We start from the raw sequence: 22,085 nt of genomic DNA on the forward strand, positions 1-22,085 counted from the left end.
CATCCACAGAGCATCTCTCAAACAGGATAGAAGCCGCATGGCAATTGCCATGCGGCTCATTTCGGGACTACGTCGCGTCAATAAGGAGACGCGCTAGGGGGCAGTCTAAAACCCGCTTCCGACATTACGAAACGCGTTCGTCGGCGGCCTTCTTGATGGTCTGGAGATTGGTCGTTAGAGTGCGCAACTGGACACTCCTTTTCGTCGCCTCCAAGCTAACATTGGTTAGTTCCTGCACTTGCGCCTGAAAAGCAGTAGCATCAGCTCCGCTTGTATTGCCGGGAGTGCCACTGTTAGTTTTATCGGTATTGCCGGCGCTACTGGTATTGGTATTGCCTGATTTTTTATTATTATCAACTGCAGCCATGATCATTCCTTTTTCTGTTGGAGTTGTGCCGTCAATAACGGCCTGTATGACCTCACGCCGGATTTCCCGCGTCAGGCATCTTCTGTGTCATCCAAAGCTTCATCGGCCTCAGCCATCGCATCGTTCGCGAATTGGAACGCGAACGATCGCAGGATACTTTGGAAGGCTTCACTTTGTGCTGCAGACTGTGAGTTGTCTTGAAGTTGATCATTTGAAACGGTCCGGTTATCCGCCCGATCGTTCCCGCCAGCTGCCTTGCCATCATTCCCACCAGCTGGCTTGCCATCATTGCCATCAGCCGGCTTGCCATCACCAGAATGCTCGGATTTCGAATCCCCATGGCCCTTTCGGATCAAGGAAGTCCCGAGGTTGCCAACTCCACTCCCAATTGCTGCTATCATCAGGTACTCCGGCATTTGCCATTGGCGGCGACGTGTTAAAGGTTAGCCTCGATCAAGCTAAGGGCGGGAGCTTTCGAGAACCTGACGGCTTTTGACAAAAACCGGCCAGCGCAAAAACGTATGCTCTGCAGGATGTTGCTCTCGCATCGAACAGTCGACCACGATCTCGGCTGTTCGGCCAATCCCGCCGTCCACGCATGCCGCGACCGAATGGCAGCCGCAGCAGCTCGTTTGCATCCTCGATGCTGTGGTGTCGAACAGGAGACACGGTCCACGTGCTGCATGACCGCAATGACCGTATTCTTGCTGGCTCCACGGGCGCACGCAACGAGCAGGAACTCGGTCTTTGCATCACCATTCTCTCGCCTGCACATCACGGCCCGGCGCGGTGAGCTCATTGGCTTCGAGAAGGTCGGCGACCGTACGAACATGGGATGGTCTGCCGGCTTTGGGAGGCCGGTGCGGATCCTCTTCTCACCATATCGAAAGCTTGAAGCGGTCGGATTTTCTTGCCCTGTTCGTGAGAACTCCCATCGTCAGCTAATCGTCAGCCAAGCGGTCTATCTAGGCCGGCCGTGCCTGACCTTCGGATCCAAAGGTCCCGTCTCGACACTTTTTGTAACTATAGATCGAAATGGTCCGCGTGATACGCAACGCACACGCTTCTCTGAAGCAAATGTGTGACTTTGTCGGTGGCGAACGAGAGGAGTGACGCATCAATAAAATCGTCAGGCACGTGTCTAGGAAGGGGAGCTAGCCGAGTTGGTCTGATTTCATTCGCTGTTCCTGGAAATCGGCGGACTGAAGCGCTGATAATCTCAGGACATCGATGGCAACGTTGCGAAAGTCCTGTGAGCTCGGGCCAATCTTGGCCTGCTACTGAGAAGCACTTTGGCGGGAACATTACGCCGTCGCGGGTCTGGCTGACCGTGACGTTAACCGAAAGATGCCGCTGGTCTCGTCAGCCGCCAGCACAATAGCAGCACATTCTCGCCTACTACGGAGACGCAATATGAAGGGCATTGGCCGACCACGGAAATCGCAGGCTGAAACTGGAGCCAGCCGCGCGGGGCGGGCGAGCAGTTCCCTTTCGCAATCAAGTCTTGCTGCGGGAGAAGGTGGACAGTCATTCGATTCCGTTGTGGAGCAGATGCGCTCTGGGGACGCCGATAGGAGGCCCTCCTCCCTTCCAGTTGCGCGCGGTCCAGGCGATGCCCGCGAAAGTCTGCCAGGCGCCTCGATTGGCGAAGATCAAATCCTGAACACACCGCCACGTGGAGCCGCTGCGCCACCACGCGGAACCGTAGCGCCACGTGGCGCAGCCGCAAGGCGGCGCGGTTCTCCCTCCATGTCTGAGGGCGAAGCCATGGCGCCGGTCGGTAGCCAACTATCAACCGCGCAGGTGGAAGGCACCAGCTCATCGTCAAATAAAGATATCAGTCCGACACAGCTCAGAATGAACAGTCTTGTTCAACAACTGACTGATTGCGAGGCTGCGGCCAGGAAAACCGACGTCCCCGAGGAGGCGGTGGAGCTGATCAGTGGGGTCGTCGATGCAGCCTCAGCAATTCTGGAGTACCGCGCTAGCCTGCCTGCGGCTGAGGCGCAGACAATTATGCCAGACGACAAGGTGCGTAGATGTTGCCAGATCGTGTGCGACGCCGCGAATGAAGTAGACAAACTTGGCCTGTCGACGATCACGAAATTGGACAAAAAGACCAAGAAAGCGGCAGGTATGGTCGATAAACTCTACTCCTACTCCCAGGCGGACCGGCAGGAGCTGTTGATTTTAAATGTGGAGAACCACCATACGGCGGCAATTAAGTGGTGGGAAAAAAAGGCATGGCGCTCCGAACGGCAGCGATCCGCCTGCGCTGCCACCGCTAGCCTATCCAGTGGAACGCCCGTGATGCGGGAAGCCGAGCGGTGCGCACTGCGGCTGCGTGCCGGCTCGGTACTGAGTGTCAGGATCTGGCTGGTCCGTGAGCGGATCGGTCTTGCGCGGGCCAAGATTGAACTGCGGGCGAGCAGGTTCGAGCCAGATTTGAAGGAACTCCTCGTCGGTCGAAATGGAGTGGTGCAGCTGATGGCAAGCGCCGCTCAAGAAGCTCTTCGCGCCCTCTCTTTGGCGAAGGGCATAATGGATGATGGCAAAACACTCAACGCTCATGATTGCGCGGTTGTAGAAAAAATCATGGAGCGGCTTTCGGATTTTGGATTGGCGTTGCACGAGGTGCATACCAAGCTAAGCCATACCTACCCAGATGCCGGCCTCCCATTGAAACTGTTCGAACGGATCGTGGACGATGCATGGATCACTGCGCACGATGCCATGCACTTGTTGAACCTGCAGTCTCCGCCGTCAGCCATCATGGCGCCACAGGCCCAGGCGGGCGCTGCGATGCCGGCCAGGGCAGGCGCTGCGATACCGGCTGACACTGCTGGTACGGCTGCAGTGTCAGAAGGCACTACAGCGCGAAGGAAAGGGAAGTCAAAGCATAAGTCGGCAGCTCGCGCCGGGACTTCTGCCGCCGGGCAGCCATCAACACCAGTCGCTGCGAACGCCGGCACAGTGCCAGCAGCCAAGGTTCTCGCGCGCTCGGATCAAGTTGCGAGTACACAGGTGAGAGCGCAAGAGGTGGCTGCGAGTTCGTCGGGGGCAGGCTCGACAATCGGGGGCGCCGCGTTGTCAATGGAGGTATTGACGGAGCGGCTCAAACGATTGGACGAACTTTTGCAGTTCGATCTGGCCGGTCAGCAAAGCGTCGTCTCCCAAGTGCGCCAGATGAAGCCTGAGGAGGCCGGTAAGGTCGTGGACGATGTGGCCCAGTACCTGCGAGCCCAGGCCATTGAGATGCAAACCTGTCTCGCCGGGTTGCAGGGGCGTAATGTACGCCTGCTACTCACCTCCACCCAGCTACCCAAAGTGCACGAACGCACAGACCAGCTCAAAGGGTTGCTGAACATGGTGCTGGGACAGGCCAACGCATTGAATGAAGGAAAAGCCGGCATTACGACTGATTGCATGAAGACCTACGCATTTCCGGCGCAAAAATACCTGGAACATTTGTGCAATGCCGACGAATTGATGCCGCCGGAGGCACCGGTCGCGCTGCGTGGCGAGCCAGGAAAGCTGTTTGAGATGAAGCTGCAGCCCAAGATGCTGGTCAATGGTGCGATGCCGAGCCCGATGTGGGTGCACATCCACACGAGTCGCCCCGTCATGGCCAGAAACTTGGAAGGGCTGGCTGATTCCGAATTCACCGCTTGCCACGTTAAATCCAACGAACAGCGCGGCTACAATCGAGAGCGAGAGGAAGCCGATGCTAGGTCCGGTCGCGAGAAGGTCATAATTCATCGCGGCAAACTCACCCCCGCTTTCTGTAAGTCCTTGTTGACCTCAGGGCTTGGCCGCCAACCACGCCATTCGCGTGCCGAGCTCCCGTCGGCGCAGGCTGCATGACAGGGCACTCAGAATGCGGCCGGCCACGCTGTGAGTCAGCGAGCATTTCTCCTGGCCAAACCGCGAATGCCGCTGCGCGAGTTGCGGTCCGGCGATTGGAGTCGATCGGCTACCGTCAGGGCCGATTTGCGATGTCGCGTTACCGGCTGTTGACGTGGCGGCGTATCTTGCCTCCCATCCAACTTATCGCCGAGATCGCGCCGCCAAGATCGAGGCGGAAGGTCTTCCTGCGAGCGCGGAGCAGGCATAGCCGATCCGATCGGGATCGGCGCATCGCAACGACCCAACGGTGTGGTGGAGAAAATTGGATTCGGGAGAGCTCGGTTCCAAGAGGCGGAGTTCCGGCCCGAATACAATCCGCTCGCAAGCACCCACGATGCGCATCCGCAGTTTATTGTCTGGGAGATGGGCTGGATTGCTCGGCGGCGCTGGCGCTAAGGCGGGGCTGTCGCCGGACAATTAGCATTCACTGCCAACAGCCTTGCAACCGTCACCAGTTGCAAGGCTCGGCGGCGGGTCGACAAATCACATGAAATCGTCGTCGGACCCGCTATCGCTGCTGTCGCTATCCTCGGTTTTGTGGAGATAGAGTGGAGGTTTGCCTGCACGCTGCCACTCACCGGCACTGTTCTTCGTCCATTTGTCGGGATGCTGCGTAGGGTCAAGCACCAGGTCGCCATGATCCACTTCAACAAACCCCATCGTCTGCGCGCGCGCTTGTGCTTCCGGATTAGCCGCACGCCAATTCAGCAACGGTCGGTCGCCGTCTATCCGAAGTTGATGCTCCAGCAGAATATCGCCCGCATTTTCGACGAGCGGATGGGCGACTTGAAGATCCACTATGGAAGTGACCTCAGTTCGACCAGGAAATTGTTCCCGCCAACTTTCCGATTCGAACTCGTTCATGCTGAATCCGCCTTCCATTCTCAGCAGTCCGGCACTCCGGTCTCCCAATTGGTAACTGAAATATCGCGCGTGCTCCGTATCTCGACGGATGCCATATTGCTGAGCAACGTCCGCGGTGCGCCTGGCTCGTGACGATACGAACTCCGAATACTCTTGAGGATTGTCGGCGATGTGCGTGATTTCATCACCATGAAATTGCCTCACCTGTCTCCTGAAGGAAGTCCTGTTGATCTCCACCACAGGAGGTCGGGAATTGAGGGAGTATGCTTGGGGAGCCGCCGATGATGAGGCGCCGCTACCTTCCGATCCGGATAAGTGCATTCGGGCAAATGTGTCCGCGAACCCTTCGCTTCCTGCATCCGATTGCTCGCCGGCATTATGCGCGCGGTAACTATCGGATGAGCCACCAATTCGACCATACATGACGATTCGTACTCCTATGTTTCGCAACCGAGCTCAAGTTAGCACGGCTGTTCAACATAGGGCGCTTAGTTGACGACTAGCTGACGAGGGCATTCCAACGGCTGCACCAATCAAATCCGCACTGCCGGCCTCAAAACCTCGGACTGCGCCACGCACCGGCCAGCAGAGGCTGCAAGGTCATGCCCGGAGGACTTGCCGTAGTTGCTGGGTGGCAGATCCGAGGGGAGTGATTGCCCCAGGCCCGCGGTTGCGCGGTTGGCCTGACAGAGACACTGGGGCACGGATGGCCAGCCGACATTTGCCACTAGCATGGAGCCAGGTCAGTTTTGAACTGGGCAGTCGTGGACTTCCATGACTAGGCCAAGCCTGCGGCAAAGAATGCTTTCGCGACAGGCTGGAAATATTGCATAGGAACCGCGTGGCCGAGTTTTGTAGTGCCTATCAGCTGACGCGCTAAGACATGGTCATGGACGATCGTCAGGCGTAGTGCCCGCGCCTCGCTCAACACATGTGAAACGCGCTCACCTTCGGCACGGCAAACTAAGAACGGCACCCCGGTTTCACCGCGAACGTAACGCAGACCGATCAGGACCGCCCTTCCTGTTAAGACCAGCGTGGCGCGATGCACGCCAAGCGCAGGCTCGTCGGCCGCCTCCTCGCGGATGCGACGCTGTTCACCTTTCAACTCTGGCGCTCCTTGCTGATCCTTCGACTCGCGCGTCACTTCGGTATTGGTCATGCGCATTTCGCGCAGATACAACGCGCGCTGGAGCAGAAGATCGATCAGTCCGCCGACCAGCAGTGCGCCGGCGCCAATTCCCATCAGCAATTTTGTCTCCATAAAGATGAGGCCAACACAGCCCATGCCGCAGATCGGCAGAGGGACCATTGTCTTCCACATCCCGAGAAGGACAATGGAAAAGGTTGCGCTGAGAACCAATACCTTGAACATGGTCTTGCAGACTTCGACCATGGAACGAGCAGACCCCAAGCGCTTCAGCCCTTCAAAGGGGTCAATTTTCTTAAAGCTGAGCTTCATCGGCTCCAGAGAGAAGACAAATCCACCATTGGCTAGCAGGCTGGCCAAAATCACCGCGGCGACAAGGGTTCCAAGCAGCGGGCCAACAGCCGCGACTGTGAGTTGGACGAGCACAACCAATGCCTGCGGCACCGCGGTATCGAAAGGTAGGCTCTGCAACTTGGTGGCTAATAGGAGCGCTTCCCGGCATTTGTCCTCGATCACGCTGCCTCTTAGCCAAAGGTAGCCGAGCCCAGCGCAAGTCCCGACCGCGCGGACGAAATCGGAGCTACGTGGCAGCTGTCCTTTTTTGCGCGCTTCACTTAACTTCTTCGGGCTGGCGGCGTGTGTCTTCTCTTCACTTGTGTCGCTCATGGCAGCAATTTGTCGAACCACTCCAGCACGCCGTTGGCACGTGTGACCTCCAGTTTCATGCTCTCCACCAGATAGGCAGCGTAGGTGACCATGAGAACTGGAAAGACAATGTTCTTGATTGCCGGAGACAGTTGGCTCGCCTTAAATTGCGGGGCAAAGCGACGCAGCAGCATCATCGATATATCAATCAGTATCAGGAAGAACACGACAGGCCCCGAAACCAATAATGCCGTGCGCATTATGCTGTCGAGAAGCCCCAACAACTCCATTGCTCCTGGCCCGCTCAGTGTCGGGTGAAACTGATACACCGGCCAGATCAAGTAGCTGCGGTACAGGACACTGATCAAAGTTTCCAGGCCTCCTGATCCGACGAATATGGCAATCGCAGTGATCCCCAGAAAAACGCCCATCGCGGAAGCCTGACTGTTCGTCGCGGGATCGGCCGAAGCGGTCGGGCTGCTGATGCCGCGTTGGTTGTCGATAAGCTCCCCGGCAGCCTGAAGGCCCCAAAGCGGAATGCCAAGAAAAGTGCCAAGGAGTACACCGACAAAAACTTCCTTGAATCCGAGCAGGGTTAGCTGGATCAGGCGCGTATCAGGATCCAGCGCCGGCAATCCGCCGCTGACGTGTGCCAGGCATGGTAGTGCGAAGCCAACAGCCAAACAGCCCCGGATCAGCCCACTGATCTGCGAGCGTGTGAATACGGGAAAGATCAGCATGATGCCCATCGCGCGGGCTGCCCCAAGACCTGCCGCAACGACGAGTTCGAAAGCCGTCTGGATCAGAATTTGAATATCGGCCGATGGCGCGTCCATGGGGCGGACTAGTAGCTAAGTGTCATTGCGGGAAACTCGGTGAAGATCTGATCGGCTAGCTCTATGAGCGGGGCGCTTAGCACAGGAGCAAACAGCCCAATCACCGCGACAACGACCAGAAGCTTCACGGTGAGCGGCAAGCTTTCATCCTGGATCTGCGTCGCCGCCTGGAGGATGCCGATGACGAGGCCGACAACCACTGATGCAATGAGCGGCGGTAGAATCCAGATCATGAAAACCACCAGTGATTGGCTCATAAGAGTAATGATGCTGGATTCAGTGATGATCAGCCTCCCGGTAACGTATAACTCAGCACAAGCCCATGCATCAATTTTGACCAACCATCAATGGCAACAAACAAGAAGATCTTGAACGGAACAGATATAACAGTTGGTGAGACCATCGACATACCCATTGCCATCAAGATAGTTGTCACTATCAGATCTATAACAATAAAAGGCAGATAAAGTAGAAATCCTATCTCAAATCCGCGCTTCAATTCTGATAGCAAGAAAGATGGTACAAGTATTGCAAAGTCATCAGGCGTGGCTGCAGCGTGCATTTCCTCTGGCCAGACCTTTTCTGTCGAAGATAGGAAAAATCGCCGCTGCTCTTCATTTGTGAATTTCTTGAGATGCTCGCGCAAGGGCTCACTTCCGGCTTTAGCGGCGCTTACCCAGTCGTCGAATGTCTGATAGTGGAGCTTGGGATCCGACATGCGGTCATAGGTCTGCTCAGCAACGGGCGCACTAACGAACATAGTGAGGATCATCGCCGCGGCGTACAGCACCACATTGGGTGGTATGGTCTGGGTCCCGAGCGCATTGCGGACGAGGAAAAGAACAATTGATACCTTTACAAAGGCCGTTGTCGTGGCAACTGCTAAAACCAGCAGACCGAGTCCGGCGGTAACCGCAAGAAGCGCCAGGATTGTCGGCTGAGCTTCACTCATTGCATGCAAACCCGCCACGGAGCCTGATGCCCAGCTCTTCTCCGATGCGGACAATGTCGCCACGCCCGATACGCTGACCATTGGCCACTATGTCGACCGGGCCGTCGATCGGCCATCCAAGTTCAAAAATATGCCCTTCGCCGGCACTTCTTAATTCCCCAAGAGAAATAGGCCAGCGGCCGCATTCAAAGACAAGCACGATCTCGACATCGTCGAGATCCTTAGTAAGCTCCAGTTGCGATCCGGGTTGTGTCATATGCGCACTCTCCAAAGGACACGGTCGCGGGCGGAAAGGCCCCCGCAAGATTAATTCATCGCCGTCAAGATCCGCCTCGGCGCACAACTGGCCGACAGCTAGGGTGATCTGGCCGCGGCCGAACGGCGCAATATCGGGCAACAATGCATCACCGACACATGCGCTTCGAAGAAGCGCCGCAGGAAGGCGAAGCGTGCCGACCTCTCCTGCAACAATGAGCGGGAGCTCTGGAGGCAGCCCGCCCAGCTGCCGCGGCAACTGGGCAAGCAGTTCGCCTAGCGCGCGAAACGCAGGCGGTACTAAGCCGTCAAGTGGCGTGAACAGGAATAGACGGCCCTTGCCCTTGACCGCGCCGAAAATGATGTCGAGTTCAAGATGAGGAGCCAGCATCGTGGCTTCGCATACCCGCACGAGTTGCACGTTCAGACGCGTCGTCTCCTCCAGTCGAGTGACAAGCGGCTCCAGAGCGAGTTCGAGAATTAGCGAAGCAGTTGGCTCGGAAGGGAAGGCCAAGCCGTTCTGCACTGTCGTGATGAACTCCTCTACGAGCGGGCGCGACAGTGACAAGATGACCGTTTCGGCTCCCACTCTCCAGACGCAGTCAAGCATCGGAATGGCAGCAGGTTCCTGCTGCCAGACAAGCCCTGCCGTTCGCACCGATAGCGGCACCTCGTTGATCCGGCTTTGAAACGGCGTGCGCGGCGCTGCTGTATCATTGAGCCACGAGACAACCGTGTGGGACAGTTTCAGAACTGGTTCGAACATGGCGGGTGTGACCGCAGCGCCTATCAAAGACTGCACGGTCGTGTCATTCGGACGACCTCTTGCGACCGTCGGATCCGGTTGCGCGGCATTTAGGCAAGCGACCCCCTCGCATATTTCAGCAGTATCTCATCGTCGGCCTCGATCTCGGCTGCGGCCTCCGAATGAGTCTCGACGGCGCGCCGCACGTCGTCCTCGATTTGTTGCCATTTGTCCCTTGCCGCCGAACATATGACCCATAGCTCCCTCGTCCTGGACGCCGCCATCTCAGCCTCCTCTTGAGCGATTTGGGTATCATCAAGCATCTGCCGTCTGGAATTGATCTCAGCGGCAAGTTGTTCAGTGTGAAGGCGGTGACGGTCGAGCGCTGCGCTAGACAAGTTGTCGAGTGACATCAGATGCTGATAGAGCGCTGCTTCTTTTCTTGAACAATGTTGCTGTATCATTGCAAGCTCCCTAGAGGCATTTTGTACGGCTGAGGCGGCCACATCGCGCTGGGCTTCCTTCTTGGACAGCTCGCCAAGGGCACGACGCTCTTGCATTTCCTTCAGAAGCCGTATACTCGAAGACTGAATCCAGTTTACGCGGTCAGACGCGACATCCATGCGACCGTCTCCTCGAAATCTGACGCGTCATCTTCGCTCTGGCGCAGAAACTCCCTCAGTTCGTCGATTGACGCGACAGCCCGGTCAGTCAGGGGATCTCCACCTGGCTTGTATTCGCCAACATTGATCAAGAACTCGGTCTCGGCATAGCGCGACAGGAGCTCGCGGAAAATGGATGCTGCCTTGCGATGTGTCCCCGAAACGACTGCATCCATGACGCGGCTGCGACTCTGCAGCACATCAATAGCGGGGAAATGCGATCGCGCCGCAATAGCGCGTGAGAGGATGACATGGCCATCGAGAATACCACGCGATTCCTCGGCGATTGGATCACCCGTGCCATCACCCTCTACAAGCACCGTATAGAAGGCCGTGATTGAGCCCCGCTCACCCATGCCGGCGCGCTCGAGCAGGCCTGGCAGCATGCCAAAAACGGAAGGAGGAAAGCCCCGTCGCGTCGGCGGCTCACCCGCAGCAAGGCCTATTTCGCGCATAGCGCGGCAGAAGCGCGTCAGCGAATCCAGCATGAGAGCAACGCGTAGGCCTTGATCGCGGAAATATTCCGCGAGCGCAGTCGCCATTGGAGCGCATTGCGCACGCTCTACCGCCGAGCGGTCGGATGTTTCAACCACGACGACCGTACGGAGAAGGCCCTCTTCACCAAGATTCCTTTCGATGAATTCACGAACTTCCCGTCCACGTTCGCCTATGAGCGCCACTATGACGACGTCAGCGGCGGCACCCTTTACGATCTGTGACAACAGCGTCGACTTGCCACCACCTGGCTCGCCATAAATCCCGATCCGCTGGCCCTCGCCGCACGTCAGCAGACCATCGAGGACACGGACCCCAAGCGGGAATGGCCGCTCAATCATGCGCCTCGTCATCGGATTGGGGGCTCTGCCATGCAGGGGCCGAGTTTCGACGGTCTTGATTTCGCCTTTGCCGTCCAATGGGCGGCAACGACTGTCGATCACGCGACCGAGCAAATCGCCGCCGACGGGCACCTCACGCATTCGGCCAGTGGCCACGACCTCTGCGCGGCTGGATAGGCCCACCAAGTCCCCGATCGGTGTCAGCAATACACCATCACCCGACAGGCCGATCACCTCGGCCTCGAGCGACAGCCCGGTTCGCGGGTCCTCTAGGAGGCAAAGTTCCCCAATACGAGTGTCTGGCAAGACGGCATGAACCAGTGTGCCGATAGCCCGCGTGATCCGACCGCGCACCGCACGCGTGTCAATTCGCTTGGCCGCAGCCCTCAAAGACGAGATTGCTGGAACGAGAGCTCGAGTGTGGGCGTCAGCGTTATGTTCTGGGACGGGCTTTCTCATAGCTCGCCTTTCTCACAGAGCGTCCCGAAACCAAGGCGCAGCGCGCGCATCTGGGCGTCAAGTCCAAGGTCAACATTGCCGTACTCGCTCCACAGCACGCAGCGTTGCGGCGACAATGTCGGGTCGGGCTCGATCCGCACCCTTGGTCGACCATCCTGGCCGTCGCATCGAGCAAACTCTCGTGCAAGCATGTCGACTTGCATGGGAGAAACATGAAGGCAAACGTCGGCGCCGCTGTATTGACACTCTATGGCGTGACGAACAGCCCTCACCAATAGCTCGCCCGGATCGAAAGCGCCGATAAGATCGCTCAATATTTCCATCACGAGCTGCGGCAATTCCTGCTCCAGAGCCGCCTTTCGTCGCGCGATTTCGGAGATTGTCTCCGCAATCAACCCTGCCATCTCCTCGGTGCCTGCATTCGAGCCCTCCATGTGGCCGCGCGCCCACGCCCGCTGGTAAACCGCGCGTGCCCAGTTTCGAACGCGCTGCCGATGCCGTTCTGCCGCGGCAAGGGCTTGCGCGGCGCTGTGCCAGGTTTCGAGCTCGCTCGCGGGTATCAGTGGTCCGACTGGACGCATCTGCGGCGCTATTGGCCCCTCGGAAAGTTCGACTGTCATTTCACCGGGGTCTCTGTCTCAAAATGAGCTACTACAAGTGAAAGCAATTGGCCGGCGGCGGTCCAATGCTCATGTGCTGGAGTCTCCGCGGCAGTCCCCTCGGGCAATCGAAGAAGCACGCGGTTACGCTCGGTCGCTGAACTGTCCTGGAGCCAAGCTCCAAGACATGCGTGTCCATCGTATTCGATTTGCTGAGCGAGTTTTTCTGGGTCCGAGATCAGTCTTTTGTCAACAGCATGCAGCAGGTGTCGGATTCCGAATGCGTGTGCATCCACGCCGATGCGTTTAACAAGGATGGCAAGCTCAGGCTGAGAGACAAACGCGACCAGCGAACGGGCATGCCAGATACTACCAGCAAGAAGGGTCGCTCGATATGGATCATGCCCGCGTAGAAGGTCCGGCCTGCAGCCGATGTGGTTCAGATCCACGTCATCGTTGCCCAGCAATTCTGCCAGCCTTGGATGCAGTCTGGAACACTTCTGCAACTTCACTAACGTTTCGGCCGATAACGCTGGATCAAGACGCGCCGCAAGACGGGTTGGATGGGCCGAAGCCGCAAGCTCGCTCGCGCCCGGAAAGTGCGGACCATCAGGTCGGGCGGTCTGTATAGGCATTGGCAATGAGATGTCACCCACGTCCAATTGCAGGCATTCTTTTGCGAATGGCCTCGACAGCAGAAGCATCCCGGCGCCCCTCGACCTTGGAAACGCCGGTTGATTGCTTGCGCCGACGCGTAACAACGCCGATCAAGAGATAACAGGCCACGGCGAATACGGCTGCGGCAAAACCTGTTACGGTCGCCAGAAGTGGCGCAGGAAGAGGTAGTGATGCTTGTGGCAAAACAGCAGTCGGATCGGGCCGTTGCTCGTGTGCGGAACGTTCTACCGGCACCAAAACCACTTCCACCTTATCGTAGGACAGGCCTTCGATGCTGTCGGCTACAAGCATCTTTATCTTTGGCAGCAGAGCCGCGACATTTGTTTTTGCGTCGTGCCTGATAAACACCGAGGCCGAGGATGGCGTGGCACCGGCTCGCACAAGGTCGTTATGCGGCAGCACGACGTGAACACGTACAGAAAAAACGCCATCGATATCGCTGATCGTCCGCGACAACTCTTCGCTCAGGGCATACACGTAACGGGCACGCTCTTCGGTCGGCGAGGCAATCAGGCCTGATCCTTGGAATATCTCACCGAGGTTCTTGAAGGATTGGCGCGGCAGCCCCTTGGCGTTCAGAAGGTTGATTGAGAAGGCGAGCAGCTTTTCGTCAACCTGGATCGTGCTGGTTCCATCCTTGGCGACCACCCGGATCGCGGCGACCCCGTTGTCTTCAAGAAGTGCGAGCATTTCATTTGCCTCACGCTCTTGCAATTGCGTGTAGAGGTCGGCTTTGCAAGCAGTGAGGGCGACGAGAACTGGCAGCATGACAAGTCTAACCGACCGCCACCCTGACAGGCCACGCATGATTTCGCCCTCGGCCAAGCCAATCATGCGCGCGGTTCAGCCTTCCTTCAAAAGTTTATTCACGGATGATGTGACGCCGCTGACGCCTTTGGAGATAAGCGCCACCTGGGTGACGCCGTTGTAAACATCCCGAAGACCAGCCATCATCGTTTCGAAGTCTTGCCCTTGTTGGGGAATGCCCGAGATTCCGGTTCCCGCCTCACCTGGAACGGGAAGCTTCTGCGCCGGTCCCGGTAGAGCGCCCTTCGAAAGGGCTATGTCATGGTCGAGCGCGGGGAAGGAAACAGTGTTGTGTGGATATAGGGAGGAAATCGTCTGCAACACGCGATCGCCCATGCCGCTCGTCGGCGCAGCCGCGCGCTGAACATCCATCGCCGCAGCAACTGGCGCCGCACTCGCTGGCCCCGCGGCGGCATCGTTTTTCAGCGAGTCGGCTGCATGCCCTAAGGCGCGCTCAAACTGGGCCTGCTCGACAATCGACGGTGATCCGACCCTGGGGAGGCCAGCCGTTAGAGTGGCAGAGATCGACGTGACAGGCATCATCATGTAAGGACTCGGTTGCTCTCTCTGACCGGGCGAGCCCCGCCCATTCATCACCCGGTGTCGGCGCAACACTCCTAGGGGGGCAAGCTGACAACAAGCTGACTAACGGCGGCGTCATTTCGACAATCTAAAATCTCTTCGGCAATTTAGTCACTTGTGATGATTTCAGCGTTTGGTTTATCAGTGCGACATGCCGAGAACGCTTATCCAACCCGTCACCCTGCATGTTTTGAGACTTCTTTGTGCCGGGTTTTTTCTGTCCACCGGGATTCACCCGGCGCATGCAGTCCCGCTGTCCCTTCCGGCGACACCCTATAGATACACGGTTCTGGATCAGGAGCTCGCTGCAGCGTTGCAGGAATTCGGCAACAACCTGAATATCAGGGTCAACATCAGTCCTGCGGTGAAGGGGCGAATTCGCGGACGTATGCCTGATTTGCCACCGCGCGCGTTCCTCGACCGCTTGACGAACCTTTACGGTCTACAATGGTACTATGACGGCCTTGTGCTCTATGTGTCTGCTGCACAAGAATCGCAAACTCGAATGCTTTTGATGACGTCGATTCGCTTCGATGCGTTCAAGGGGGCTCTCGACAAGCTTGATATCTCCGACGAGCGCTATGTGGTCAAACCCGTGCCAGGCAATGGCCTCGTCTTCGTTTCCGGTCCACCGCGCTTCGTCGCACTCGTGGAGCAGACCTTTAACGGCTTGGTGGCGCAGGCGCAGGCGCAGACTCACATAGCGGCAACGCCAAAGGAATCAGTGCTGATCTTGTTTCGCGGCTCCTCCACTACGGTCGTTCGCGACGGACGACCGGATGCTTCTTATTCTTCTGACATCCCACAACAGGATAGCGTTGGCGGGAAGCCTGAGCTGGGCAAGAAATGAACATTGAGGATTTCCCGCAGCTCTGAAGAACATGACTGCGGCTACCCCTTTGTGAACTCTTCGCAAACTCGTCAGTTTCTCGAAAGCTAATCCGCTCATGATGAGTCCCGGCAGCTCTCGCGGTGACTCCGGCCATTGTGTTGGACCGAACCTTGGAGCCGGCCCGGAACACAGCAATTGAAGGCAGGGCAGGCGCATTCGTGACCTGCCGACGCTTGGAATTGTCGAATTTTGTGAAACGCAAGGGATCTTCTGTCGGGGTCTCTTGTGGGGATTTCAACGTCACGTCTGAGGATGCATAATGTCGGCCAGTAATCTTTCAACTTTCTACCGCTCAAATTCGCTACAGTCCGCAAGGGGTTGGCCGGGCCTGAAAGTTTCCCATTTTGCGACCCAGCATCAGCAAAGTGCATCGTGCTTCGAAGCGATGCTGTCCACTTGTGTGCTGGCAGACAAGCCCGGCTCTTTCGCGCAAGGGGATCTGCCAGCGTCGAATCTTGATTCGACAATGGATAAATTGCGGCAGGACCCTTTGGGCCATCTGGCACCGGATGTCTTGACATTGAATGGCTTGGAGCAACACCCACTGGATCTGCTGCCGCCAAATATGAGGGCGGCTCTCAAGGAGGACCAATCGCAACGCTCCAAGGCGACTGAAGCCCAACATCTGCTCGGCGTCACTCCGAAGATCGAGCCGGCTCCCAGGCCGAGCCCCGGAATCACGTGGAACGGTGGGTCGCTGACCACGGCTGAGTTGCAGATTGTTGCGGTACTCAACCGTCACAAGGACCAATGCCCGCTTACTTGGAAGTCGTTGACCGACAAAGCCAATGATCCCTCTACGCCACCGGATCTGAAAGCGGCGATCCAGGGACTGCAGCAGGATTCGGGACTTTTTTATGCGATTGGCTCGCAGGGCGACGGCCGCTGTGGAGGCAAGATCAACGCCAAGGACTTGGCCGGATTTTCAAACCACCACCCACAAGTTGCTGCATTTCAGGAAGCCCAAGCGCGAAGCTACGAGCAGAACTACATACCATCCGACGGCAGCGGAGGTTTGCAGCCTTCGGTCATGACCTTGAGCGATGCCTTGCGGGAGTTTTACCGGTACTCCGAAAATCTGTCCAAGGACCTGAGTCTGGATGAGTTCAAGAAAATGGTCGGCGGCGAATCGAAAAACGGCAAATTTCCGCCCCAGGTCATTGCGGCGGCGCAATATTTCCTCGATCACCCCGATGCTTGGAACCAGTTGTGCGGTGGCTCGAAAGGGAAGATGCACAAAGAGGATTTCCTGCAAGTCGCCTCATCGTCGATGAGCCTCACGCAAACTGAGCTGAATACGGTCGAGATGATCAAGGACCATCAGGACACGTTCTTTGGAAGCGGTGTTCTGACTCGCGACAAACTGGCGAAAATGAAAGACGACAAGAGCCTTGATCCGAAAGTGCGGGAAGCAGCCTCTCAGCTCCTTTCAGATCCTCTTTTGTTTGGCCTCCTGAACAATTCGATCACGGGCTATAAGACCCATCATAAATTCTTCGACTTTGGCGGCGGGCATACGGTTGATTCCGGCAATATCAGCAAAAAAGACTTTGCCCATTTTTGCACAAACATGTCGTCTGCGAACCGCAACGTTCAGCAGCCAATCACCCACGGCGCCCAAACCGCAGAAGAGCAGAATGCCGTCGCGGACATGAAGATGGGCCTGATGGACCAGCCTGACATTAAGTCAGCCAAAAAGAACGGCGGGGCCGTCATGCACGTCGTCGACTCCGTGCTCAAAATCGAGACGAAAGTGCTCGACTTGGCGGCAACGGCGGTGGGACTGCTCAGCTTCATTCCGGGCCTCGGACAAGTAGCCGATCTTGCCTCGATGGTTCTCGAGGCTGAGTCGCAAGCAGCCAATCTCCTGCGTACGGCCATTAACGGAGGCGATATGAAGCGAGCGCTGGAGGAAGCTGGCCTCAATATGGCCGCGCAGGCGATCGGCCTTATCGCAGGCCCCGAGGTCAAGCTGGCCATTCGAAATGGGCTCGTAAAGCACCTGATGGAAGAGGCCTTGGCGGCAGGCATTGATCTTTCGGTCTCGACGGCGCAGGACTACGCAGAAGGCTATGTGAATAACCTCAAAGCGCGCCTTGCAGGCGGCCCTGAGCAAAGCCTAGGCCTTCCGAGCATGCCATCATTCCAGAGTGTGGCAAGCAATGTGCCCTTCGTCGGCATTGCCTTATCCTAGCCGTCGCCTTGCGCGGAAGCTTTGGCTCGCGCGCTGACATAAGGGTCATTGTGGCACAAGCAGGGGTTCATCCGCATCAACGCAAGCGGTGTTCCTGACGCCATCTGGATCGGACTGTGAGGGGGATGTCCGAAGTCTGTGAAGACTTCGGTATATGACGACTTCAGAGTTACGCTGAGCCCAGCCATCTCGAGCCGGTGCGCCGGGTCGAGGTTTTCACGGGCGCCGGCCGGTAGCGGGAATGGTCTCCGGAAGGCACGGCGCGGATGGTGGCGGAGCGGCGCAGCCGAAGGAACGGCTGTCGCGCGCCCAGGGCGGCCTCCCGAACAGCAGACGATGATCTCCTGCCTTGGGCCTATATCCTCGTGCCACGCTCAAGGCAGTCGGCTGAAAACAGCGCTGATTTAAAACAGCATTATCCTGCACTGCACCCTCGATCCTTGCGCTCACCGATCGCTCGTCGACACGCACGCGGTCAAGTCGTTATCGGCGCTATGCCGATGGGCTTCGAGAGCAAGGTGGACGCTGAGCGGTGCGTCAGCCTCAGGGCGCGGCTGGCCAGCTTTGGGTCTCACGCTCTATGACGGCAACACCCGGCTGATCCACTTGGCCTGTTCGCGGGCTCCCGGCAGCGGCGCGGAAGCCACGGTCCGCCTTCCTCGGCTTCAGGCCAAAGATACCGCAGCATGCTCCAGAGCTATGTCTGCCGCCTTCGCCCCATCGTCGCTGGTCATGTGGAAAGGACAAGCAGGCTACGCACCCTATAATCCCGTCGGGCAGGATTCGACAGTCGACGGCGAGACATTCGCCAAACCTCCCCCTTGATTCTCAGCAACGTTAAAAAAAATTCACATAATGTTCGTGAGTGTAGTCTCCTGTCAGGTGGTACATTAGCCCCAATATCTGGCGTCTTAGTCGTAGAAAGGACTGTGATCTATCTTCCATTAGCATCCATACCAGCGGATTTACAGCAAATGACGAGAGAGGTCTCATGCGGATTGATGGGGATAGAAGGGCTAGCGGCTTGCTGCATCCCGTCCGGGTTGATGCTAACCAATGTTGACACTGGTAAATCGCCTAAGGACGGCAGCGCATCTTGATCGCCTTCGAATCCTGGGCCTTTGCGCGCATGCGGATCTAACCGTCGGCGAGCTGGCCGATATTACCGGTCTGCCTCGCGAGCAGGTTCGACGCCACGTTCGGCGGCTGGTCAGAGCCAACTTTCTTTGCTGCAACGAACAACGTCCGCAGTCTTCGTACCATATGCAAGCAGGAGGCAAGGATGGCGAGCTGGCTCAATTGGTGGTCGATCTCCTGCCCCACGATGATGGCCATCATAAAAGAGACCTACAACGCCTGGAAGCAATACAAGACGCGCGGTTGAAGGGACCGCCTGCTTGATCGTGAAATAGATCAGTCCAAATGGAGCGCGACTACCATGGATAACTCCGCCGGCGGCGCCATCGCGCAGCCCGACACTTACGGGCGGCCTCACTTAGCCGCCGTCGACTCCCGCGTTCACGAACTGCTTCTAAGACAGGAGCGTCAGGAGCGGACAACTCTCAAACTGATCGCCTCCGAGAACTTTGCCTCCTCGGCGGTGTTGGAAGCGACCGGGTCGATTTTCACCAACAAGTATGCCGAGGGATACCCCGGTGCGCGCTACTACGCCGGAAACGAGATCGTCGATGAGCTTGAGACCCTCGCGATCGAGCGCCTGAAAGCGCTATTTGGCAGTGAACATGCCAACGTCCAGCCTTATTCAGGCTCGCCAGCCAACCAGGCTGTCTATCGCGCGCTTTTGAGCCCCCGTGACAAAGTCATGGGCTTGCCTTTACCCGAAGGCGGCCATCTGACTCACGGTTGGTCCGTCAATTTTTCCGGCAGCGATTATCAGCGCGTCCCGTACAGGCTGCACGAAAAGACACAGCAAATTGACTATGACCACTTGCGCGAGACCGCCAAGCGGGAACGCCCGAAGCTAATTTGGGTCGGCGGAACTGCTTATCCGCGTATTTTTGACTACGCGGCAATGGCCGAAATTGCTTCGGAGGTGAACTCGTATCTGGTGGCTGACATCGCCCACATCTGCGGCCTGGTTGTCGCAGGAGTGCATCCGAACCCCGTGTCCCATTGCGATGTGGTCACCAGCACCTCTCACAAGTCGATCCGCGGTCCCCGGGGTGGCTTCATTTTATCAAGGAATGAAGACCGTTATCAGCCCCTCCATCATCCGAAGAGCAAACACAATCTGGCCAAACGTATAGACCGCGCCGTGTTCCCTCTTCTGCAAGGCGGACCGCATATGAATACTATCGCCGCGCTTGCCGTCGCTTTGCAGGAAGCAGCGAACTCGTCCTTTCGTGTCTACGGTCAGCAGATCGTCCACAACGCCAAGGCTCTGGCCCAGGCACTTCTGGAGCGAGGTTATGAACTCGTCACCGGGGGCACTGACAATCACATGCTGATCCTTGATCTTCGGGACCGGTCGCTGTCAGGCAAAGCCTATGCGGAGCGCTTATCGCGTGCAGGCATCATTGCGAATTTCAATATGGTCCCGGGCGACCGGCGGCATCCGGCGCTGACAAGCGGCATCCGCTTAGGGACACCAGCGGTGACGTCCATGGGCATGCGCGAAACGGAGATGGTGCAGATCGCCGCTTTCATCGACTCGGTCTGCCGCCAGCCCGATGACCAGGAAGTTCATGCGAGCGTACGAAGAGACGTTGCCGACTTCTGCACTGCGTTCGATGTTCCCGGCATCCCCGACCGATAAGCCACCCCAATCCAGAAACTCCTCACTAACTCCAGCACTTGAAGCGAGGGCATTTTTATGACCAGGCAGTTCGTGTTCTCTTCCGAATCCGTCGGCGCGGGACACCCCGATAAGATGGCAGACAACATCTCCGATGCCATTCTCGATGCGGTCCTGCGCACCGATCCGAAGGCGCGCGTCGCCTGTGAAGTGTTGGTGAAGACGGGGATGGTCGTTGTGGCTGGCGAGATCACCAGCCATGCCCACATCGATTACAGCCAAGTCGCCCGCGATACGATACTCGATATTGGCTACGACGATGATGCGATTGGCTTTGATGGTCGACGTTGCGCCGTCGTTCTGGCCCTCACCGAGCAGTCGCCCGACATAAGCCAGGGCGTTGATGAAGGACGAGGGCAGGATCTCGGGCAAGGGGCAGGGGATCAGGGCATCATGTTTGGATTCGCATGCAACGAGACGGATACATTGATGCCCCTGCCGATCCAACTCGCTCACCATTTGACGAAAAGACAGGCCGAGGTCCGGAAAGCGGGACAGCTTGGCTGGCTGCGTCCGGACGTGAAATCTCAAGTGTCGGTACGCTACGAAGGGCTCCGCCCGGTGGCGCTGGATACCATAGTCCTGTCAACGCAGCATGACGAAGCGGTCTCACAAGCCACGGTCCGCGAAGGCGTCATTGAGGAGATCATAAAACCGGTCCTGCCGGCCCACCTGGATACTTCGGGGATCAGATTTCTGGTCAACCCAACAGGGCGGTTCGTGGTCGGTGGGCCTGCCGGCGACTGCGGCCTCACAGGACGGAAGATCATCGTCGATTCCTACGGTGGGACCGGGCGTCACGGCGGCGGTGCCTTTTCGGGCAAGGACCCATCCAAGGTTGACCGCTCGGCGGCCTATGCCGCCCGGTATGTCGCGAAGAACATCGTTGCCAGCGGCCTTGCGGAGGTCTGCGAGGTTCAGCTTGCCTACGCGATCGGCGTGGCCAGTCCGGTTTCTGTCATGGTCAATACCTTCGGAACCGCAAGGATCGAGGAAAAAAGGATCGAGCGCCTTGTTCTCGAGGTTTTCAATCTCCGACCGAAAGGCATCATCAAGATGCTTGATCTCTTACGGCCGATATACCGCAAGACGGCGACATACGGACACTTCGGGCGTGAAGAGCCTGAGTTCACTTGGGAGAAGACGGACAAAGCTGACGATTTGCTGCGTGAAGCCGGACCGGCAGCTGCGTGAGGGCGGCTGGATCAAGCGCATGCGGCAACCCATTTCAACTCGCGAGACCACGCCCGGCCGGCGTGGCAAGAAGCCGGCTCGGGTTTTGGCGGAGATTTTGATGCCGGATTATGACGTGCTTTGCATCGGCAATGCCATTGTCGACATCATCGCCCAGTGCGACGAGGAATTCCTCGAGACCAACGGCATCATCAAGGGCGCGATGAACCTCATCGACACACAACGCGCCGAACTGCTCTACAGCCGCATGGGCCCGGCGATCGAAGCGTCCGGCGGCAGCGCCGGCAACACGGCGGCCGGCGTCGCCAGCTTTGGCGGCCGCGCGGCCTTCTTCGGCAAGGTCTCCAACGATGCGCTGGGCGAAATCTACGCCCACGACATCCATGCGCAGGGCGTCGCCTTCGGCACCACGCCGCTCAAGGGTGAGCCGCCGACGGCGCGCTCGATGATCTTCGTCACGCCCGACGGCGAGCGCTCGATGAACACCTATCTCGGCGCCTGCGTCGAGCTTGGCCCTGAGGATGTCGAAGCCGACAAGGCGTCCGGCGCCAAGGTCACCTATTTCGAAGGCTATCTGTGGGACCCGCCGCGCGCCAAGGAGGCAATCCGCCAGACGGCGAAGCTGGCGCACGCGGCAGGCCGAGAAG

At 57.8% G+C, this 22,085-nt stretch carries 21 protein-coding genes; 7 read left to right on the forward strand and 14 right to left on the reverse strand.

The genetic code is table 11. The annotated features are described in order from the left end of the window. Positions 1-124: 124 nt before the first annotated feature. Together EN994_RS35860 and EN994_RS01005 are read right to left on the reverse strand one after the other, a co-directional pair. The gene (locus tag EN994_RS35860) at positions 125-367 is read right to left on the reverse strand and encodes a nodulation protein NopA (RefSeq protein ID WP_224570034.1); all 243 of its coding nucleotides are present in this window, start codon (positions 365-367) and stop codon (positions 125-127) included. 71 nt (positions 368-438) lie between these two features. Next, the gene (locus EN994_RS01005; RefSeq protein WP_081714433.1) at positions 439-768 is read right to left on the reverse strand and encodes a hypothetical protein; all 330 of its coding nucleotides are present in this window, start codon (positions 766-768) and stop codon (positions 439-441) included. 1,366 nt (positions 769-2,134) lie between these two features. Here EN994_RS01005 and EN994_RS01010 point away from each other — a divergent pair. Next, the gene (locus tag EN994_RS01010) at positions 2,135-4,231 is read left to right on the forward strand and encodes a hypothetical protein (RefSeq protein ID WP_245458917.1); all 2,097 of its coding nucleotides are present in this window, start codon (positions 2,135-2,137) and stop codon (positions 4,229-4,231) included. Positions 4,232-4,756: 525 nt separating this feature from the next. Here EN994_RS01010 and EN994_RS01015 read toward each other — a convergent pair. The 12 genes from EN994_RS01015 to EN994_RS01070 all read right to left on the reverse strand — a co-directional run bounded on the left by EN994_RS01015 (position 4,757) and on the right by EN994_RS01070 (position 14,307). Further along, on the reverse strand, positions 4,757-5,560 hold the full coding sequence (locus EN994_RS01015) for a hypothetical protein (protein ID WP_024505378.1): 804 nt from the start codon (positions 5,558-5,560) through the stop codon (positions 4,757-4,759). Between the two features lie 355 nt (positions 5,561-5,915). Further along, positions 5,916-6,953 (reverse strand): EscU/YscU/HrcU family type III secretion system export apparatus switch protein, encoded by a 1,038-nt coding sequence (locus EN994_RS01020; RefSeq protein ID WP_024505377.1) that lies wholly within the window; start codon positions 6,951-6,953, stop codon positions 5,916-5,918. Continuing rightward, positions 6,950-7,768 carry a type III secretion system export apparatus subunit SctT gene (gene sctT, locus EN994_RS01025; protein WP_063169270.1) on the reverse strand — a complete coding sequence of 273 codons (819 nt, stop codon included), beginning with the start codon at positions 7,766-7,768 and terminating at the stop codon, positions 6,950-6,952. Before sctT ends, EN994_RS01020 begins: the two co-directional genes overlap by 4 nt. An 8-nt stretch (positions 7,769-7,776) precedes the next feature. Next, positions 7,777-8,052 (reverse strand): EscS/YscS/HrcS family type III secretion system export apparatus protein, encoded by a 276-nt coding sequence (locus tag EN994_RS01030; RefSeq protein WP_024505375.1) that lies wholly within the window; start codon positions 8,050-8,052, stop codon positions 7,777-7,779. Between the two features lie 2 nt (positions 8,053-8,054). Next, positions 8,055-8,720 carry a type III secretion system export apparatus subunit SctR gene (gene sctR / locus EN994_RS01035; protein WP_029354851.1) on the reverse strand — a complete coding sequence of 222 codons (666 nt, stop codon included), beginning with the start codon at positions 8,718-8,720 and terminating at the stop codon, positions 8,055-8,057. Then, on the reverse strand, positions 8,713-9,741 hold the full coding sequence (gene sctQ / locus EN994_RS01040; protein WP_095769044.1) for a type III secretion system cytoplasmic ring protein SctQ: 1,029 nt from the start codon (positions 9,739-9,741) through the stop codon (positions 8,713-8,715). Before sctQ ends, sctR begins: the two co-directional genes overlap by 8 nt. Before the next feature lie 89 nt (positions 9,742-9,830). Further along, positions 9,831-10,343 carry a hypothetical protein gene (locus tag EN994_RS01045; protein ID WP_063169269.1) on the reverse strand — a complete coding sequence of 171 codons (513 nt, stop codon included), beginning with the start codon at positions 10,341-10,343 and terminating at the stop codon, positions 9,831-9,833. Further along, complete coding sequence (sctN, locus tag EN994_RS01050; protein WP_063169268.1) at positions 10,319-11,677, reverse strand: type III secretion system ATPase SctN; 1,359 nt, start codon at positions 11,675-11,677, stop codon at positions 10,319-10,321. The genes EN994_RS01045 and sctN overlap by 25 nt, the downstream gene beginning before the upstream one ends. Beyond that, positions 11,674-12,297, reverse strand: coding sequence for a type III secretion system stator protein SctL (sctL, locus tag EN994_RS01055; RefSeq protein ID WP_024505371.1), 624 nt, complete (start codon positions 12,295-12,297; stop codon positions 11,674-11,676). The genes sctN and sctL overlap by 4 nt, the downstream gene beginning before the upstream one ends. After that, positions 12,294-12,932 carry a nodulation protein NolU gene (locus EN994_RS01060; protein WP_306462320.1) on the reverse strand — a complete coding sequence of 213 codons (639 nt, stop codon included), beginning with the start codon at positions 12,930-12,932 and terminating at the stop codon, positions 12,294-12,296. The genes sctL and EN994_RS01060 overlap by 4 nt, the downstream gene beginning before the upstream one ends. After that, positions 12,925-13,788 (reverse strand): type III secretion inner membrane ring lipoprotein SctJ, encoded by an 864-nt coding sequence (sctJ, locus tag EN994_RS01065; protein WP_024505369.1) that lies wholly within the window; start codon positions 13,786-13,788, stop codon positions 12,925-12,927. Before sctJ ends, EN994_RS01060 begins: the two co-directional genes overlap by 8 nt. Positions 13,789-13,797: 9 nt before the next feature. Then, the gene (locus tag EN994_RS01070; protein WP_024505368.1) at positions 13,798-14,307 is read right to left on the reverse strand and encodes a nodulation protein NolB; all 510 of its coding nucleotides are present in this window, start codon (positions 14,305-14,307) and stop codon (positions 13,798-13,800) included. Between the two features lie 187 nt (positions 14,308-14,494). On the opposite strand from EN994_RS01070, the gene EN994_RS01075 reads away from it, so the two are divergent. The 6 genes from EN994_RS01075 to EN994_RS01100 all read left to right on the forward strand — a co-directional run. Next, positions 14,495-15,193 carry a secretin N-terminal domain-containing protein gene (locus EN994_RS01075; protein ID WP_024505367.1) on the forward strand — a complete coding sequence of 233 codons (699 nt, stop codon included), beginning with the start codon at positions 14,495-14,497 and terminating at the stop codon, positions 15,191-15,193. Between the two features lie 301 nt (positions 15,194-15,494). Further along, the gene (locus tag EN994_RS01080) at positions 15,495-17,429 is read left to right on the forward strand and encodes an HrpF/NolX family T3SS translocon protein (protein ID WP_024505366.1); all 1,935 of its coding nucleotides are present in this window, start codon (positions 15,495-15,497) and stop codon (positions 17,427-17,429) included. 1,056 nt (positions 17,430-18,485) lie between these two features. Then, positions 18,486-18,830, forward strand: a complete 345-nt coding sequence (locus EN994_RS01085; RefSeq protein WP_082826567.1) for a helix-turn-helix domain-containing protein — start codon at positions 18,486-18,488, stop codon at positions 18,828-18,830. Positions 18,831-18,867: 37 nt separating this feature from the next. Continuing rightward, the gene (gene glyA, locus EN994_RS01090) at positions 18,868-20,205 is read left to right on the forward strand and encodes a serine hydroxymethyltransferase (RefSeq protein WP_063169266.1); all 1,338 of its coding nucleotides are present in this window, start codon (positions 18,868-18,870) and stop codon (positions 20,203-20,205) included. A gap of 57 nt (positions 20,206-20,262) precedes the next feature. Next, positions 20,263-21,438, forward strand: a complete 1,176-nt coding sequence (metK, locus tag EN994_RS01095; protein WP_063169265.1) for a methionine adenosyltransferase — start codon at positions 20,263-20,265, stop codon at positions 21,436-21,438. Between the two features lie 100 nt (positions 21,439-21,538). Then, positions 21,539-22,085: adenosine kinase (locus EN994_RS01100; protein WP_164745776.1), on the forward strand; the 547-nt coding region annotated here is incomplete at its 3' end.

This window comes from Mesorhizobium sp. M7A.F.Ca.CA.002.09.1.1, assembly GCF_003998555.1.
Lineage (GTDB): Bacteria > Pseudomonadota > Alphaproteobacteria > Rhizobiales > Rhizobiaceae > Mesorhizobium > Mesorhizobium ciceri.

Coding starts and splice junctions, on each gene's coding strand:
- sctL (WP_024505371.1), bottom strand. CDS start 12,297: ATGACAGTCGAACTTTCCGAGGGGCCAATAGCGCCGCAGATGCGTCCA.
- metK (WP_063169265.1), top strand. CDS start 20,263: ATGACCAGGCAGTTCGTGTTCTCTTCCGAATCCGTCGGCGCGGGACAC.
- EN994_RS01075 (WP_024505367.1), top strand. CDS start 14,495: ATGCCGAGAACGCTTATCCAACCCGTCACCCTGCATGTTTTGAGACTT.
- EN994_RS01020 (WP_024505377.1), bottom strand. CDS start 6,953: ATGAGCGACACAAGTGAAGAGAAGACACACGCCGCCAGCCCGAAGAAG.
- sctJ (WP_024505369.1), bottom strand. CDS start 13,788: ATGATTGGCTTGGCCGAGGGCGAAATCATGCGTGGCCTGTCAGGGTGG.
- EN994_RS01085 (WP_082826567.1), top strand. CDS start 18,486: ATGTTGACACTGGTAAATCGCCTAAGGACGGCAGCGCATCTTGATCGC.
- sctN (WP_063169268.1), bottom strand. CDS start 11,677: ATGAGAAAGCCCGTCCCAGAACATAACGCTGACGCCCACACTCGAGCT.
- EN994_RS01010 (WP_245458917.1), top strand. CDS start 2,135: ATGGCGCCGGTCGGTAGCCAACTATCAACCGCGCAGGTGGAAGGCACC.
- EN994_RS35860 (WP_224570034.1), bottom strand. CDS start 367: ATGGCTGCAGTTGATAATAATAAAAAATCAGGCAATACCAATACCAGT.
- glyA (WP_063169266.1), top strand. CDS start 18,868: ATGGATAACTCCGCCGGCGGCGCCATCGCGCAGCCCGACACTTACGGG.
- EN994_RS01080 (WP_024505366.1), top strand. CDS start 15,495: ATGTCGGCCAGTAATCTTTCAACTTTCTACCGCTCAAATTCGCTACAG.
- EN994_RS01070 (WP_024505368.1), bottom strand. CDS start 14,307: ATGATGATGCCTGTCACGTCGATCTCTGCCACTCTAACGGCTGGCCTC.
- EN994_RS01015 (WP_024505378.1), bottom strand. CDS start 5,560: ATGTATGGTCGAATTGGTGGCTCATCCGATAGTTACCGCGCGCATAAT.
- EN994_RS01045 (WP_063169269.1), bottom strand. CDS start 10,343: ATGGATGTCGCGTCTGACCGCGTAAACTGGATTCAGTCTTCGAGTATA.
- sctQ (WP_095769044.1), bottom strand. CDS start 9,741: ATGTTCGAACCAGTTCTGAAACTGTCCCACACGGTTGTCTCGTGGCTC.
- sctT (WP_063169270.1), bottom strand. CDS start 7,768: ATGGACGCGCCATCGGCCGATATTCAAATTCTGATCCAGACGGCTTTC.
- EN994_RS01005 (WP_081714433.1), bottom strand. CDS start 768: ATGATAGCAGCAATTGGGAGTGGAGTTGGCAACCTCGGGACTTCCTTG.
- sctR (WP_029354851.1), bottom strand. CDS start 8,720: ATGAGTGAAGCTCAGCCGACAATCCTGGCGCTTCTTGCGGTTACCGCC.